A 17,445-nucleotide genomic window follows, 5' to 3' on the forward strand; every position below is an offset into this window, starting at 1 on the left:
TACATCGCACTCCTTTTATTTATGCCAATCCAATTTACAATAAAAAAGAATAAAAAAAATGCACTTTTTTTAGGAACGCTAGCTGCGCTATTTTTTGCTAGCACCTTCGTTCTAAACCGTATTATGGCAATCTCCGGCGGAAGTTGGCAATGGACAGCCTCTTTACGTTTTATTTGGATGCTCCCAATATTACTTCTCATTGTTGCCATAAGAGGAAACCTCATCGATTTACTCAAAGAAATCAGATCCAACCTTTGGCAATGGCTTCTTTGGAGCACTATCGGATTCGGGCTATTCTATGCAGCACTTACCTATGGCGCAAATTATGGACCATCTTGGCTCGTAGCCAGCACCTTCGAATTCACTATTATAGCCGGCATGTTCATTGGTCCGCTGCTCGATAAGAAAGGGCAACGAAAAGGCATATCAAAAGCTTCACTCCTCTTCTCCATCCTTATTTTTTTAGGTATTCTTTTGATGCAAATTTCAGAGGCCCAGTCAACCTCTTTAAACACAATGTTATTGGGAACCATCCCTGTATTGATCGGCGCTATTGCCTACCCCTTAGGCAACCGTAAAATGATGAAAATATCGAACAATAGATTGGATGCTTTTCAACGTACACTCGGCATGACACTCTGTAGTATGCCATTTTGGATTATCCTGAGCCTATTTGGCTATTTTGATAATGGCCTACCTACTGATAGTCAACTTTTCCAAACCTTTTTGGTAGCCATTTTTTCAGGAGTGATTGCAACACTTTTATTTTTCTCAGCTACCGATTTCGTTCATCAGGACCATAAAGCATTGGCAGCTGTAGAGGCAACACAGGCCATGGAAGTTATTTTTACGTTGGTTGGCGAAATTCTTATCCTGCAGGCGGCGCTTCCAAATGTATATTCCTGTATTGGTATTGTCATGGTGGTTATTGGCATGATTTTACATAGTCGCACAAGTTAATAATACGCTCACCTTTCATCTGATTGTAATGTTCTGCTTATTTTACTCAGATTTAAACTGTTGGCCATTGCTGAGAAAATATCATAATAGGTTCCTTTATGTGCGTATAGATCTTCATGTTGTCCTTTCTCTACCACCATTCCCTTTTCCATGACCACAATGGCATTGGAATCGATGATTTGAGAGATACTATGGGAAACGATAATTACTGTACGATCTTTCTTTATGGCATCCAAACTATTTTTAATCTGTTCGGTCGCGATGGCGTCCAAATTAGCCGTAGGCTCGTCGAGAAAAATAATGGGTGGATTTTTTAAAAACAAACGGGCTATGGCGATCCGCTGCTGTTGGCCCCCTGATAGTGACTGCGCATCCGAATCGTAACCCTTGGGCAGATCCATAATCTGCTCATGAATATAGGCTTTCTTGGCTGCTTCAATGATTTCTTCCCTAGAACTTCCCATTTTACCATATTCAATATTTTCAAAGATAGTCCCTTTAAAAATATGATTACGCTGCAATACCATACCGATATGTCGACGGAGAAACGCTGTATCGTACTTTGCCAGATCCACCCCGTCCAAAAAAATTTGGCCGCTGCTGGGTTCGTAAAATTTGTCCAATAAGTTGATAATCGTGCTTTTCCCGGCCCCACTCAGCCCCACTAAAGCCGTTATTTCATTCGGCTTGATCTCAAAATTCACGTCCTTTAAAGCAACGGTTCCATTTGGATATTCAAAAAAAACATTCCGCAACGCCAAATGTCCTTGAATATGTGCTGGCTTATAATCACCTTTTGATTCAATATGCTCGTCAGATTCCAAAATTTCGAAGAAAGATTCTGAATAGATCAGGGCATCGTTTACCTCATCATAAATACGGTGCAACTGACGTATTGGCGCCGAAACGTTATTAAATAACATGATATGAAACATAATCGCACCAATAGTGATTTGGCCAGAGAGAACAAGATAAGCCGTTAAAACAATGATAATGACAACAGCAATCTGTTCGACAAAATTTTTAATGCTGTCGTAAAGAAAACTCGTTTTTCGAGTTTCCATTTGATTCTCAGTCATTTCAAATTGGATCTTTTCATGACGTTTAGCTTCTTCTGGCTCCCGAACGAATGATTTAATTACTAAAATTGAATCGATCAAACTAATGATTCGGTTATTTTTCGACTCCCGGTAATTGCGCATCTGCCTTCTAAAGCCTGTCAACTTGGAGGCTTGGGTCTGACTAATATAAAGATACAAAGGAATAACAGCCACCCCTACCAGACCTACATATACATTAGCGTAGAACATACAGATTAATGCAATGATTGCATTTGCAAACAAAGGCAGAATATCAATAAAGAAATTTTGGACCAAACGTGTCAACGAACTAATACCGGCATCTATCCGGGTAGCCAATTTTCCACTTTCATTATCGGTTGAGGTATAAAAGGCTAACTTATAGGTTAAAATGCGGTTTACAATGGATTGAGAGAAGTCCCGTGCGATATAAATTCGAAGTTTCTCTCCGTAAAATTTCTGACCAAACTGAACAAAAGCATAGACTATTTCTTTAATTAACAAAATAATACTGATCATGCCTACTAGATACATGCCTTTTGATAAGGGTTCTTTGGCGACCATCAGGTCATTAATTTGATCGACGGTATACCGTAAAATAAAAGCATTTATTTGCGCAGCAAAAGACCCCACTACCGTTAATAACAAGGTATAAATAATCAACTGACGATAGGGTTTGGCAAAGGGAACAATTTTTTTAAATAATTGCGGGATAGTCATTGAAATTGATTTTAATACAGAGGAAACAACTAATCTAGGGACATTGTTTAAATGAAAAGCATAAAATCAATTTGATCACAACGACGTACTAACACAAAAAAGGCGTATCGTTTCATGATACGCCTTTCCAACAATTTGCGGTAGCCGCAATATTAACCAAAAATTCGATTTAATACTTTAGCTAGCCTTAAGCCACCTTTTAGCATACATTGCTCCATAATATCCTTGTTTTGATAAACATAGGAGTACGATAAATTGGCGTTATTGGCTACGTCAGCGTAAATCTTTTCAGCCAATTGATTTGATTCATACAACCAGTTAGCGAGCTCTCCAGCCGTCAGCTGCTCATTCTCTTTTTTGTTATTCACATCTAAAACAGTTGCAAACTCGGTATAACTATATTTCTCATTGTCTACCAAATCACTATCCCAAACACGGTGGATATTTGATTTTTTTCCAAACCAGCTTACTTCAATCTTATTGCCACCTTGATCCTCTGCACGGCTAACATGCATGGGTTGATGCGCATCGCCCAGAATATGGATCAAGAAATACAGGTTTTGTTTTTGTTGATCCATTGGAATAGTCTTATCTGCAAAGGACTTCTCAATACGGAGCGCTGTCTTATACAGATTCTCATCAGCTGAATTTTCTAAACCCAACTGAAAATCGGCCCAGGGTAAATTTGAGTTTAAATTTATAAAATGGGAATTCCCCAGTTTTTTAAATTCAGGATTGGGATCTGATTTGATAAAATCTCCCCAGTTGGCCCAATAGGCCAGCTTTTGCTGTCCAATGACTTTTCCAATATTCTTTTTGGCTTTTTTAGTCAAATGGCGTTCCGCAATTTCAGCCACGACACGATGCCCTGTTGTCCCCCACGCAAATACCGACGAAAGCTGAAAACATAATGCCATTGCCAGCAAACCCTTGATCATTTTTTTCATTAGATTGTTGTTTTAAATGATGACGAAGCTCCTACCTGTTAGAAAAACGCCGTTCGCTCCCACCAACTGGATTTGAAAAGCGGAATCAAACCTGTAATAACCCATCTTACTATACTGAATGTTAATTATTTGAAAATATCGAACGTATACTTCGCCGAAGACCAAAACTCATCCAAAGCAATTATTCTAGGCTTAAAAAAAGAAATGAGCTTGGCCCAGTCATCCTCTTTAAAAACACTGTAACCGGATAAGCTTGTATAGATCCGGCAAATCGGCTTTCCATATTCGTCCATTCCGTCCATGTCCCAAATCCACTCTTCTTCAAGAAGATCCTGCAACAACGTTTTAAACTGAAGAAATTGTTCTGCCATTAATGCCCTGAGCCCAGCATCAGATTGGGACCACTGTATCGCAATAGTTGCCACCTTCTTATCCGCATCCATTTTGAAGTATAAATGCTTAATACCTGTCTTGTAGTTAATCCAATTTGCTTTCTCCCCATCTGCCGATGCATGTAAAGCCATAAATTGCCCAAACTTCGTCCAGAATAACTGTTTTAATTGTTTTATCTCTTCCCTTGAATACACCGATACAAATTTTTAGTCAACAAAATTAGCAAAATAGCTCGGTATGTCTAAACCTTATTGGTATCAAAATTGTTGTTTTAACGATAAACATATTCGAAGATGAACATGAATAAGAAAAAATCACTATTACTATTAACTGGCATAGCACTTGGGGCTGTGGCCTATAATGCCTTTAAACCCGTCATCTCGCGACCTGATGTCGTGGATCCTTTTGACTTGGATAAATATCTTGGAAAATGGTTTGAAATAGCTAGACTCGACTTCTATTGGGAAAAAGGCTTAAGTCAAGTTTCCGCGGAATATAGCAAAAATAAAAATGGTACGATACGTGTCAATAACCAAGGGTACTCCGAAGACAAAGAACGCTGGAAACAGTCTATCGGAAAAGCCAAATTTGTCAACAGCCCCAATGAAGGCGCACTTAAAGTTTCGTTCTTTGGTCCTTTCTACAGTGGGTATAATATTGTAAAAATTACGCCTGATTATAAATACGCACTCATTTTTGGTGACAATCTAGACTATATGTGGATTCTGAGCCGTGAGACGGAGATTCCAGATAAAATCAGAAATGAATTTTTAACCTATGCCCTGCAATGCGGCTATGAAACCGGTGATCTCGTATGGACCAAACATTAGTCGAAGATCGGAGCTAACAGCTGGTAGTTTAACGTCTTATCCTGTGTGAGTACATCAGCTATCTCCTCAACATCTTCCGGCGTGATTGCATTTCTGATACCTGCATTGTAAAGATTTACAAGGAACAGGGCACCTGCACGTTTTTCGTTGAGCAGCAAAATTGAACTCCCGACATAGAAATTTAATACGGATACTGCATAGTCGCCAAACAGGTTAAAACCGAAATCACCATTTTTCTGTAGGCAATAACGCATCATTTTTTCAAAATCAGAACGCAAAGTATCTTTTATCTCAGTAGTCATCAAAATCTTTTTAGAGGCACAATTACTGGAAATAGCGCATAACATCATACACTCCTCTCCTGGCAGGACAAAAATGCAAAAAATATCCCAAACAATGTACCGCTAAGCAGTAGATTGTTTGGGATAAACTATGCGTTATGCTGCGACTAGTTTACAATGCTTCTGCATGTTGAGAAACATCCAAACCAAGCTCTTCATCTGTCTCTTCGACGCGCAATGGAGCTATAATATCGGTGATCTTCAATAGCACAAGTGAACCAACGAAGGCAAAAAATGACACCGCAAATAGTGCAACCATATGAACAAAAAACAATTTCGTTTCGCCAAAAAATAGACCATTGTCCACAACAACAGGATTAATGTTATGATGGGCAAACACACCGGTAAGTACCATACCAACCATGCCACCTACCCCGTGACAAGGAAATACATCCAACGTATCGTCGATACTTGTTTTACTTCTCAGATATACAACCAGATTACTAACCAACGCGCCAACTAAACCAATGATCATCGCATGTGGAATACTGACAAAACCAGCAGCTGGTGTAATCGCAACCAAACCAACAACGGCACCGATACATGCCCCCATTGCTGAAGGTTTCTTTCCACGTATGATATCAACAAATATCCATGCCATAGCGGCCATGGCTGATGCTGTGGTCGTGGTCGCAAAAGCGTAAGCTGCCAAAGAATTTGCTCCACCAGCAGAACCTGCGTTAAATCCAAACCAGCCAAACCACAAGAGTGCTGTACCTAATATCACGTAGCTTATGCGCGCCGGATTATGAATTTGCAGTTTACGTCCTTTTAAATAAATCGCTGCTGCCAATGCTGCCCAACCGGCCGACATGTGCACAACTGTACCACCGGCAAAATCAAGAACACCAAATTTTGCCAATATACCTTCAGGGTGCCAAGTAGCATGTGCCAATGGCATATAAATAAAAATACTGAACAGAATAATGAATAGCATAAATGAATTAAAACGAATACGTTCAGCAAAAGCCCCCGTGATCAATGCTGGTGTGATAATCGCAAACTTCAATTGAAACATCGCAAACAAAACCAAAGGTATAGTGGGAAGCGCTCCCCAAGCAACATTCCCTAATGTACCTTTCATCATAAAAAATGTACGCGGATCGCCTACAATACCACCGATATCATCACCGAAAGCCAAACTGAAGCCAACAATGACCCAGAGGATTGTCATTAAACACATACATATAAAGCTTTGCATCATCGTTGAAATTACATTCTTCTTGCTAACCATACCGCCATAAAAAAACGCAAGTCCAGGTGTCATAATCAACACCAATGCAGAAGAAGTTAACAACCAGGCCGTATCTCCCGTATCAAATTCTGCCTTGTTTAAGTCAGACAAGTCAATGGACGGAAATACAAGTCCCAATACTCCTAAAAGAACTAGAACAATGAGTGGAATAATTTTTTTCATTTGTTTAAACTGATTAGTGTTTTCAATATATTAATAAAATTGTTAAAAAAATACAAGAACAAAACAAAAACCTACTTTCCCTTATAATTTTTTCAAATATAAAGTCTTTTTGTTAAAAAAATACTATGTTATTTTATTTTTTATGATTTTTTTTACATAATTTCACAGAAACAAACACAAAAACCATAATTACCAATTAATTTTTAAACAAAAACCAATACAAAACATACAAAACAAAAGAATTAAGCCTTAAAAAATCAAACAAATCAAACTTAAACCAAAAAAAACATGAAAAAACTTCTAACAATCATCTTTTTATCATTATTTATAATAAAAACAGCGACATCACAAGAAGAAACCAAAGAAAAAGGAGTAGAAATATCCGGATCAGTGGATACCTATTGGAAATATGATTTTCAAAACAAACCTAACATCAACACCTATTTCACCGAAGACAACAACTCCGTCTCTATTGGGATGGTGGATTTGGCTGTAAAAAAGAAGTTTAAAAAAGCATCATTTGTCGGAGAATTGTCTTTTGGCCCTAGAGGGCAGTATCGATCCATTATGAATGGTGATGGCCAGGCCGGCGATGACAAAAACAGTTTCCATATCCAAAATCTATATGTAGGCTATGATCTGACCGAAAAACTCAATCTTACTGCAGGTTTCATGGGAACATTTGTGGGTTTTGAAGTGATATCACCAACCTACAATTTCCATTATTCAACTTCTTATTTATTCGGTGCCGGTCCATTTCAAGACGCTGGTTTAAAAGCTACTTATAGTTTCTCAGACAAAGTGGCTTTAATGGTCGGACTATTTAACGACTGGAATGTCTATCAAGATATGAATGGAGTTTCACATGTCGGATCACAACTGGCCTATACCCCCAACGATAAAAGCAGCTTTTATCTCAATTTTCTAACAGGATCCTCTGCTGGCGGTAAAACCAATTACAGTTCTGGAACATTGGTCGATCTTGTAGCTAATTATGACTTCACCCCCAAATTTTTTCTTGGTTTAAATGCTACAAATTATAAAAAGAGAGATGGTGGGGGTTACTCTGGAGTAGCACTTTATCCAAGAATTCATTTTTCAGAACATTTTGGACTAGGATTACGCGAAGAGTTTTTCCAAACGCATAAAGAGGAAGAAAATGGAATCCCTAGTTCCAATATTCTCGCAACCACCTTGACCGCAGAATACAATTACCATGGATTCAAATTTATTCCCGAAATCAGAATTGACAAAGGAAATACCGAACGATTCATCAAGAATGACCTAAGCCCGACCAAATCTGCAGGACAATTTCTATTGGCCTGTGTCTACAGTTTCTAAATAGCATTACATTACACATAAAAGGAAAGAGCAGATTCCAGTGGAATCTGCTCTTTCCTTTTATTTTCGAAGCGGTCTAGCTGCGTTGCAAAAAGCAATTATCGAACACTTACCGAAACATGACGATCCATAATACGATCGGATTCGGGCGCATCTGCCATATACTTGGCAAACTGTGAGCCGTAACCCTCTGCACCTATCACCTGTTTGGAAAGCTGCTCTTTACCCAGGTAATCCTTTACAGCTGTTGCCCGCTCAAGCGATAACTTTTTATTAAAATCCTCATTGCCCGTTTTGTCTGTATATCCACCGATTTTAATATTAGCTGCAGGAAAAGCCTTTAATATCGCAGCAAGATTACTTAATTGTACCTGACTTTCAGGCAATACCTCGGCTGTACCTGTTTTGAAATTCAAGTTATCGAAATCAAACCAGGTATTTTTCAGGGAATCTTCGCCCATCGATTTATAATCGGATTTTAAAAATTGGACCAAGTGATCCTCTATCCCGCCTTTAAAAGCAGCGAGTTTGACACCGTTGGGTAAGATGACCTCCGTCGGCTCGCGCTCCACCATACTGGAACCCGTTTTCATAGTATCTGACTCTACCTTTGTATTGTTTACACTGGTGTCGGTAGCACCGTCTTGCTTACTTCCACTACAGCCTTTTCCAAATAAAAACCAAAGCGCAGCCAATACGACCAGGGCGATTAAAATCTTCCACCAACCGCCGCCGGAGCCGCTTCCAGAACCGGCTCCAGCGATTGCTGCCCTGGAATCTTCCGCTCTTGGCAATGACAAGGGCTCTTTATGTGCTTCCAGTTCATTTGCCGGATTAATGAATGTTGACTTATGACTATCCACCTCCTTGGCGACATCAGCAGGAATTGCATGTTCAGTCGCGGATTCTGCCGGCGCAGAAAAATGTGCACCATCAAAAAGCTTCCCAAAGGCGCCTAAGCCTAACCCAGCTGGAACAGCAGCAGCAAAAGCGGTTTTATTTTCCTCCAAAACATGACCGATACGATCAAAATCCCAATTTTGGCCCTTATTTGTTAGACTGGAGAATATCGCTGGCAAAGAAAAATTCATTAATTTCCCAATGGAGCTGCCATCATACCCCAAATAACCGGCAACAGTACTCAAAACAGTATCCAGACCGCCACCAAATATTGATCCCAATAAACCCTGAGCATTCTCACCTTTCACAGCAGGATCCGCTGCGGGCCCATCTGCTTTGCTTACACTACCGAGAAGCTCCTGGAAATCAAAATTCGCAAAGTGCTGCTTAGCCCTTTCAAGTATCGCCGAAATCCCACTACCGGAATCGGAATGTTGGCTTAAACCTAAAAACAAGGCGGGAATTGTTACATTCAAACCCTGCTTTACCCCCTCTTTATCCTGATTTAAAACTTGCCCTATCTGAGCGACCGCCCCTTCGTCAAAAAAGTCCTTCGCCCCTTTTAAAAGCTGATTTTCCATAATCTTTATTTATTTATAGTTTATATAAAACTCTAACAAACAAAGGTTTAATTTGTTTACCTTACACGATTTAACGATCAAAATCACCCGAAAGCCATTTTGGTAGAACAAACTCGGATGCCAGGTGGGCCCATTGGCAACTTTGCCAATCAGCTCTACTGATCCACAGCACTTCTTCCAGTTCTTCGTAAGCCTCAAATGCATGACGCTCTGCCAGTTTAATTAAATAGATATAGCCCACGACCTCCGTATTTAACTCATTTACAGCCTGTGTACTGTGGCTACCAATAAAGCTTATTTCCATGCTGCTCACATCATACCGAAGCTCCTCTTTCAGTTCACGAATTAAGGTCTGCTCACGGCTTTCTTCCGGCCCTACCTTCCCCCCAGGTAGCTGAAAATAGCTAGACCCTTTTTTACGAACCATTAGCAAATCTCCTTCCGGAGCAAGCATCACCGCCGAGCAAATAACAATTTTGTCCATATCATTTATTTCAGATCACAAAACTAACTTTTTATCCATCATCGAAGAAATATCTCCTCTGCATTCAAGACAGCTCTTTAAAATAAAATTTTACCCCAATAAACACCTCATCATTAAAAATCTGTTACAGTTCACAAAACGAATAGTAAGGTTTAACAGCAATTCTATTTCCTTCAACTGCAATAAAATTGCAAATAATAAACTAATTATCTAAGTTTAAGGAATAAAACGATAATCTATACTTCCATATATGAATCGAAGATTAACCTGTTTAATACTAAGCATATTGTTTCTATTGCCGGGATGCCAGCAGGACAAGAAAAACACAGCAAAAACCAATCAGCAAACTGAGCAGCAAAAACCTACTCCACCTAAAGAGCAGGTTGAGCAGAAAAAAATATTTACCGCTGAGGATATTATTCTAAAAAAAGAGCTGCTTTACAACAAATACACCCTGGAAGACAGCTATCCTTACAAAGACACCACACGCGGTTTTCAATGGGAAAAGATCAAAGAACGCCTGGCCTTTATCGAAAATTTTCAACAGACACCATCGCTGTATGGGGTTCTACAGAATTATCAAAATGAAAAAGGCGAAGCCCCAACAATACAGGACTATAAACGGGACTCTTATAAACGCGTATCTGACAGTTTCAATGTCGAACGCTATCAAGCGGCACCACTCTACGATCTTAACGGCGCCAAAGCTGTTCGTTACGGTCGCGACGGCTGGCTCGTCCGCATACAAGGCCCCGACAGCATAGCTCGAATTCCGATTGAAGGTATTTCATTCGAAGGAAAATATACGGTTCCCAAAAGATATCTGCGTATTATTAGCGATACCGTGCAGTTCAAGATCATCAATGTCGTCGATGTGAAGAACCAAAATATCTGCACCTTGGAAAAAGTCGGAAACGAATGGCTTGTCCGAAGCATGAATCCCGTGACGAGTGGTCGGCACAAACCTCCCCATGCCCAGGAAACACCAATAGGCCTCTTTGTTGTCCAGGAACACAAATCCAAGATGTTTTATTATGAAGACGGCACCAAAACTTACGCCGGATTCGCACCTTATGCCACCCGATTTACCGCCGGGGCCTATATACATGGAGTTCCAGTCAACAATCCCAATGGTAGCATTATCGAATATAGTGAGAGCCTAGGCACAATACCCAAGTCGCATATGTGCGTCAGAAATGCGTCATCTCACGCTCAATTTGTCTATAAACGGTCAAAAGACCTCGCTTCACTGGTCGTTGTTATTGATTAACAATATTTAACATTCTGTAAATCAAATATGTATTAACTTTAATAATTAATTTTGTAAACATCTACACAGAAAAGGGAGAAGAATGGGAAATACGTTTATGTTTCTTTTGATGGCACTCAATACAGCATTGTCTTCACAAGAAGAATTAAAAACAACAGATCAACAAACCACCAGCACTCATCGTATCAATGTCGAACGTCAACGCACCGAAGTTGACTCGTTGTATGATGAAATGAATCTAGGCAAAGTATTAAAATACGAAGCGTTTCGTCAAGCAATGGAAGGCAGAAAAGAACTTCCGATCCACAACAAGGACATCATGACCGTCATTGACTTTTCATTGGCATCAACGGAAAAAAGGCTTGTGGTACTCGACCTTGCGCACAAAAGAGTACTTTTCAACACACTGGTTGCGCATGGAAAAAATAGCGGAGAAAACTATGCTGTCAATTTTTCAAATCAACAGGAGTCACTTAAAAGTTCTTTAGGGTTCTTCACAACAGAAAACACGTACAACGGCGAGAATGGTTACTCCTTGGTATTAAATGGTCTTGAAGAAGGTATAAATGACAATGCAAAAGCAAGATATGTTGTGATGCATGGCGCCGATTACTGTAGCACAGGAACAATAGCAAACTTAGGCAGACTCGGTAAAAGCTACGGCTGCCCCGCAGTACCAAGGGAATTTGCAGGCCCTATCATTAACACCATCAAAGATGGAACGTTGTTGTTTATTTATGCCGACAACTCCGAGTATCTCACAAAGACACACTTGATCCATCAACCCAATATATTGATGGCGCAATTTCAAAAAAGACCGCCTGCATTTGATCACGAAGGCTAATAAATAAAAAAAGCCTGATGGAAATACTTCATCAGGCTTTTTTTATTTATAAATTGTCTTTCGATACACCGCTACCGGACCAACACGATTCTAAGATTTATGCTTTTTCTTAAATTTCAACATCCAATTGTAAATTGCATCATCATGGAACAATCGCTCCACACTTCCATGCGTCCCCCCTTTTATCACATTTAAGCTCACATTTGCATCCGGATCTTCTCTTTTGATCGCATTCATAATTTTTCTGGATTCCGAAATTGGCACGGCACGATCAGCGGTACCATGATGAAGCCATATCGGCACCTGCGTCAGGTTAGATGCATACTGACTCGATCCGCCGCCACATATTGCTACTGCAGCAGCCACCCTTTCGGGATATTTACCAGCCACATCCATGGTACCATAGCCCCCCATACTCATGCCGCAAACGTAAATACGGTCGGGGTCAGCATTATAATGTTCAATAACATAGTCAATAATTTCGATTACTTTGTCCGGATCCCATCCTCCCCGGGACTGTGGCGCAACAATTATCCCAGGCACCTCCTGCCCTTTGTTGATGGCATACAATACACCATAACGCTTTACACGATCTAAATTTGTCCCGGACAAACTTCTTCCATGCAAAAACACAAATACAGGCTGTTTTTCAGACTCCAAAGAATCCGGTGCGGCATCTTTCAATAAAAAAGGATAAGCAGTTTCTCCTTTTATAGCGTGTATTTCCTGCGCGTTTACGCGCATCAACAGCATAAAGAAAAAACAGATATACAGGTAAACTTTTCGCATATTTCTTGTCTATGACTATCTAGCTTAATTTTGGAGCACTAAAAATACAATTAAATGACTTTTATGGCACGCATTTAACATGTTTTAACATTTCAACTGCGACAGCATTACACTTTAGCACAAAGCAAAGACTTCATCCCATATTGGCCCAAACTGATCATTTCGAAGATTCCATCCAATTATAATTGCATTTCATGCCAAATTTATCTTAGTTTGTAACATTGCGCAAAATATCCAAGCTCTCACATGAAAATATTGCATACCGCCGATTGGCATTTAGGAAAACGATTGGACAGTTTCTCCCGGATAGATGAACAGGTACTGGTCATGGATGAAATCGTTGATATCGCAGACCGGGAAAACGTGGATCTCGTGATCATCGCGGGAGATCTGTTCGATGCATTCAATCCCGGTGTGGAAGCCATCGAGCTATTCTACCGAACAATCATGCGTCTTACCAAGAATGGTATACGCCCAGTAATAGCAATCGCGGGCAATCACGATTCCCCCCATTTGATTGACGCGCCCGATCCTTTGGCACGAGCGTCGGGCATCATCCTAATCGGGCATCCGCATGCTGTGGTTACCCCTTTCGCAACAGATGGTTTCACCGTTTTACAGTCAGATACGGGCTTCATTGAATTGAGCTTACCGCAATTTGACTACCCGATTCGTATTCTTCATACAGCCTATGCCAATGAAATACGCTTAAAACAATATCTAGGCGAAGAGAAAGAAAGTAAATTAAATGAGGTCTTAGCAGCAAATTGGCAAAAAATAGCCAATACCTATTGCGATGATAAAGGCGTGAATATATTGACGGCACATCTTTACATGAATAAATTGGGCAGTCCACTTTTAGAGGAGCCTGACGGCGAAAAACCGGTCAAAATTGGCAATGCAGACTTAATCTATTCAGAGGCCATCCCACCACAGGTCCAATACACCGCATTAGGGCATCTTCACGGGTATAAAAATATCGGTTCTGCCGAAAAACCGGTGGTTTATGCATCTTCCCCTCTATGTTATAGTTTTTCGGAGGCTGGGCAAGCAAAATACGTTGCGCTGGTCAATGTATCGGCCGGCGAGCAAGCAAGTGTTGAGCGCATTCCACTAACTCAGGGTAAACCGCTGATCCGAAAATCGTTCGACGATATTGAACTGTGCATATCCTGGTTGTCTGAAAACCCCGATGCTTTGGTGGAGCTCACGCTGAAATCAGAAACCTTCTTAAAAGCCGAGGACCGTAAACGAATCTATCAGAGCCATTCGGGAATAATCTATCTCATTCCGCTCGTTAAACAAGATGAGCAAGCGCTTCTGGACAACAAAGAAATAAATCTTACACAAGACATGTCGACCTTATTCAACGATTATTTCAAATCCAAGAATGGCAATCAGGCGCCCAATGATGACATCCTTGATCTTTTTCGCGAAATCCTAAACTCTTAATCCATGATTCCATTAAAGCTAACTCTAGAGGGGATATACTCTTATCAAGAACGTCAGACGATCGACTTTACCGCGCTTTCTCAAGCGGGGCTTTTTGGTATCTTCGGTGCTGTAGGCTCCGGTAAATCATCGATATTGGAAGCGATTACCTACGCCTTATTTGGAGAAACGGAACGCCTGAATGCACGGGATAAACGCGCTTATAACATGATGAATCTCAAGTCCAATCGATCTTATATCGAGCTTGATTTTGTCAATTTTGAAGACCGTACATTTAGAATTACCCGCGAATTTAAACGTAATTCCAAAAATTTCGATGATGTAAAATCCCCCACCGTTGTACTCTACGAAAAAATAAATGAAGAATGGGTTCCACTGGAAAGCAGCAATACACAGCATATCATTGGATTAAGCTACGAGAACTTCAAAAGAACAATCATCATTCCCCAAGGGCAGTTCAAAGAGTTTATAGAACTTGGCGCCAAGGAACGGACGGATATGATGAAAGAGATTTTTCAGCTGCATCGATTTGACCTGCAGGATAAAGTTTCCAACCTCTATAAAAAAAATCAGTCCGAACTGGATCACCTCAACGGTCAATTAATAGGATTTGACGATGTCACAGGCGAACAGATAGAAACGACCGAAACAAATCTCCAACTGGCAGTCGAGTCCTTTGTCGCCATTGAATCGTCGTACAAGTCGCATCATGAAAAGTTCTTAAGGCTCAAAAAACTCAAAGAGGATGTCTTAGAGCTTCGTACGGTGAAGGCGCTCTTTCAGCAATTGCTAGAACAAAAAGGTGAAAAAGAGACCTTACGATTAAAGTTAAACCGCTTTGAGGAAGCGCAAACTAACTTTCTACATATTCTTAAATCCAAGGAAAAATTAGCACAAGAAGGCCTAATTGCACATAAAAGAGTAGAAACCGAAAAACAGAGACAGGCCGAAATTCAGCAGCTTATGCAGGAGCATTCCTCAAATCTCAATCTGTTGAAATCACAATACGAACTGCTGCCACAACGTCGTGTTCAGGAACTGGATCTTGAATTGATAAGCCAATTGATTACGTTTTCAAATGAAATTAAGAGTTTACAGGATCGGGCACAGAAGGGACGCAATTTTGTGCAGGAAACAAGAGAGCAACAACGACATTTTAAAGCCAGAATCCAAGAGACAGAAATTCAGATCGCTAGCCTAAAGCAATCAAAGCCTTCGGCCCATGAACTCATGGAGCTGGGCCAGTGGTACACCAAACAGCAGGGCATCCAACAACAGGAAGACGATCTAAACAAGCAGGCCATTGATTTAGAAACAAGTATAGCTGTGCTGAAGCAGGAACTCCAGGCCATTCATCCGGACCTCGAAAAATTCCGATCAAATCACCTCCTTGTAGTCAGTGCCCTTGAGCAAAAGCTTCAGACTCTCCAAAATGAAAAATCACATCTTCTCCTGCAGCAAAGGTTGATCCAATATGCAGAAAACCTTAAAGCAGGATCCCCATGCCCACTATGTGGAGCATTGGAACATCCTGCTATCAACCAAGGACAGGATATTTCCCAGGAAGTTGCTGCCAATGAAAAATTGATTGCCGAGACAAATGAAAGTCTTAAGCATCAACAGGACCAGCAATTCCAAGTCGAAAAACTCCAGCTGCGCTTGCAGTCATTAAATGATCAGCAACAAGATCTAAACACGAAAATTCAGCTGAATGCCAATAACAAAATTGCGCATGCTCAGCAATTTACATGGATTGGTTATAGCGCTACGGATGAATCCAGCTACACATCAAATAAGCAGGAACTCGCTCGGATCGAAACACAGATAACAACAGTGGAGCAACAGCTTGGTGAGCATCAGGCTACACTCACTTCCGTTGAAGAAAAGCTGGAGAAATACAATAAAGCACTGCATCAGTTTGAACGTGATGAAGCAAGCAAACAGGCCCAGATTAATCAAAATATCGGGAACCTGAAAGCGCTGCGCTGGTCTGATTATGAAATGTGGGAATCCGAAGCAGTTGAAAAGGAATATACTGCACTGAAAAGATCAAATCTAGAGATTGAGCGCGACTACGTTACTTTAAGCGAACGATTAAATGAGTTAAACAGTCAATTTTCAGCACAATACAGTTTGGTACAGACGATTGTTGAACAGCTTGCAGATATCCGTCGTGAAAGTCAAGAAACCGATGCTACAATCCAGCAGCTACTTGTGGCTTCACCCTTTGAAACTTTGGCAGAGATTCGGCAAATTCTTGCTGAGAATTTGTCTGTCATACAGATCCGACAAGAGCTTGAACAGTTTCAAATCCAGTTTGAAACTGTGAAGGCACAGATCAGTCAGTTGGAAAAGAAACTCGTCGACCAGGTATATGACGAAAACCAATTTCTCGCACAGGAAAAAATCCTGGATGAGAGCGCCCAACAATTGAAAGCGAGCACTGAAGCTGTTGCCCGACTTCAGCAGGAGCGCGATCAGCTAAAAATCGCCTATGCAAAAAAGGAAAATCTCCTGCAACAACAGGTAAAACTAAATTTACGCCATGACAATTTGAAGCAACTTTTTAATCTCTTTAAAGGTGCGGGCTTTGTACAATATGTTTCTTCGATTTACCTACGGCAGCTGTGTGATCATGCGAATATTCGTTTCCATCGCATGACCCGAAATCAGCTTAGCCTACAGCTGAACGACAACAATGAATTTGAAATTATAGATTATTTGAATGAAGGAAAAAGTCGCAGCGTAAAAACACTATCCGGTGGACAGGCATTTCAGGTATCCCTAAGTTTGGCTTTGGCTTTGGCAGAAAGTGTACAGTCAAATTCACGTGCGGCCAAAAACTTCTTTTTTATCGATGAAGGTTTTGGAACACAAGATATCACTTCTGTTAATATTGTTTTCGAAACGCTATTGGATTTACATAAGGAAAACCGGATCGTCGGAATTATTTCACATGTTGAAGAACTCAAAGAACGTATTCCAGTGTCCCTTTCGATAGAAAAGGATGAAGAACAGGGTAGCCAAATTTTTATCAATTAATTCCGTTTTATTTTGTATATTAGTTATAGCGGTCCCGCTGAACAAGCCTGATCGC

Annotated in this window: 15 protein-coding genes; 7 read left to right on the plus strand and 8 right to left on the minus strand. The window is 40.5% G+C overall.

The window, feature by feature from the left end; all coding sequences use genetic code 11:
- The first annotated feature begins 123 nt into the window (after positions 1–123).
- The gene (locus A9970_RS06390) at positions 124–960 is read left to right on the plus strand and encodes a multidrug resistance efflux transporter family protein (RefSeq protein WP_235032736.1); all 837 of its coding nucleotides are present in this window, start codon (positions 124–126) and stop codon (positions 958–960) included.
- An 8-nt stretch (positions 961–968) separates the two neighbouring features.
- Here the strand turns inward: A9970_RS06390 and A9970_RS06395 are convergent, their stop codons facing one another.
- The 3 genes from A9970_RS06395 to A9970_RS06405 form a co-directional block, all read right to left on the minus strand.
- Entirely contained in the window at positions 969–2,759 is a 1,791-nt protein-coding gene (locus A9970_RS06395; protein ID WP_153844606.1) for an ABC transporter ATP-binding protein, read from the minus strand.
- Positions 2,760–2,911: 152 nt separating this feature from the next.
- Positions 2,912–3,706 carry a S1/P1 nuclease gene (locus A9970_RS06400; RefSeq protein WP_182981689.1) on the minus strand — a complete coding sequence of 265 codons (795 nt, stop codon included), beginning with the start codon at positions 3,704–3,706 and terminating at the stop codon, positions 2,912–2,914.
- A gap of 125 nt (positions 3,707–3,831) precedes the next feature.
- Entirely contained in the window at positions 3,832–4,293 is a 462-nt protein-coding gene (locus A9970_RS06405; RefSeq protein WP_182981690.1) for a DUF4268 domain-containing protein, read from the minus strand.
- A 99-nt stretch (positions 4,294–4,392) separates the two neighbouring features.
- Here A9970_RS06405 and A9970_RS06410 point away from each other — a divergent pair, with 99 nt between their 5' ends.
- Complete coding sequence (locus A9970_RS06410; RefSeq protein WP_259655337.1) at positions 4,393–4,929, plus strand: lipocalin family protein; 537 nt, start codon at positions 4,393–4,395, stop codon at positions 4,927–4,929.
- On the opposite strand, the gene A9970_RS06415 is transcribed toward A9970_RS06410, so the two are convergent.
- Both A9970_RS06415 and A9970_RS06420 read right to left on the minus strand, forming a co-directional pair.
- Positions 4,926–5,231 carry a hypothetical protein gene (locus A9970_RS06415; RefSeq protein ID WP_153844607.1) on the minus strand — a complete coding sequence of 102 codons (306 nt, stop codon included), beginning with the start codon at positions 5,229–5,231 and terminating at the stop codon, positions 4,926–4,928. The genes A9970_RS06410 and A9970_RS06415 overlap by 4 nt on opposite strands.
- A gap of 151 nt (positions 5,232–5,382) precedes the next feature.
- A complete protein-coding gene (locus A9970_RS06420; protein WP_153844608.1) occupies positions 5,383–6,687 on the minus strand; it encodes an ammonium transporter in 1,305 nt (434 codons plus the stop codon).
- A 288-nt stretch (positions 6,688–6,975) separates the two neighbouring features.
- On the opposite strand from A9970_RS06420, the gene A9970_RS06425 reads away from it, so the two are divergent.
- Positions 6,976–8,028, plus strand: a complete 1,053-nt coding sequence (locus A9970_RS06425) for an outer membrane beta-barrel protein (protein ID WP_182981691.1) — start codon at positions 6,976–6,978, stop codon at positions 8,026–8,028.
- A gap of 98 nt (positions 8,029–8,126) precedes the next feature.
- Here A9970_RS06425 and A9970_RS06430 read toward each other — a convergent pair whose 3' ends face one another.
- Entirely contained in the window at positions 8,127–9,509 is a 1,383-nt protein-coding gene (locus A9970_RS06430) for an OmpA family protein (protein ID WP_182981692.1), read from the minus strand.
- A gap of 70 nt (positions 9,510–9,579) precedes the next feature.
- Positions 9,580–9,993 (minus strand): NUDIX domain-containing protein, encoded by a 414-nt coding sequence (locus A9970_RS06435; protein WP_182981693.1) that lies wholly within the window; start codon positions 9,991–9,993, stop codon positions 9,580–9,582.
- 250 nt (positions 9,994–10,243) lie between these two features.
- On the opposite strand from A9970_RS06435, the gene A9970_RS06440 reads away from it, so the two are divergent.
- Positions 10,244–11,263, plus strand: a complete 1,020-nt coding sequence (locus tag A9970_RS06440) for a L,D-transpeptidase (RefSeq protein ID WP_182981694.1) — start codon at positions 10,244–10,246, stop codon at positions 11,261–11,263.
- Between the two features lie 82 nt (positions 11,264–11,345).
- On the plus strand, positions 11,346–12,107 hold the full coding sequence (locus A9970_RS06445) for a murein L,D-transpeptidase catalytic domain family protein (RefSeq protein WP_232475537.1): 762 nt from the start codon (positions 11,346–11,348) through the stop codon (positions 12,105–12,107).
- A gap of 90 nt (positions 12,108–12,197) precedes the next feature.
- On the opposite strand, the gene A9970_RS06450 is transcribed toward A9970_RS06445, so the two are convergent.
- On the minus strand, positions 12,198–12,896 hold the full coding sequence (locus tag A9970_RS06450; protein ID WP_088161705.1) for a prolyl oligopeptidase family serine peptidase: 699 nt from the start codon (positions 12,894–12,896) through the stop codon (positions 12,198–12,200).
- A 246-nt stretch (positions 12,897–13,142) separates the two neighbouring features.
- Between A9970_RS06450 and A9970_RS06455 the strand changes: the two genes are divergently transcribed.
- Positions 13,143–14,348, plus strand: coding sequence for an exonuclease SbcCD subunit D (locus A9970_RS06455; RefSeq protein ID WP_182981695.1), 1,206 nt, complete (start codon positions 13,143–13,145; stop codon positions 14,346–14,348).
- Between the two features lie 3 nt (positions 14,349–14,351).
- Positions 14,352–17,390 carry an SbcC/MukB-like Walker B domain-containing protein gene (locus A9970_RS06460; RefSeq protein ID WP_182981696.1) on the plus strand — a complete coding sequence of 1,013 codons (3,039 nt, stop codon included), beginning with the start codon at positions 14,352–14,354 and terminating at the stop codon, positions 17,388–17,390.
- Positions 17,391–17,445 lie beyond the last annotated feature (55 nt).

Origin of the sequence: Sphingobacterium sp. UME9, assembly GCF_014170215.1 — a bacterium.
GTDB classification, from domain to species: Bacteria; Bacteroidota; Bacteroidia; order Sphingobacteriales; family Sphingobacteriaceae; genus Sphingobacterium; species Sphingobacterium paramultivorum.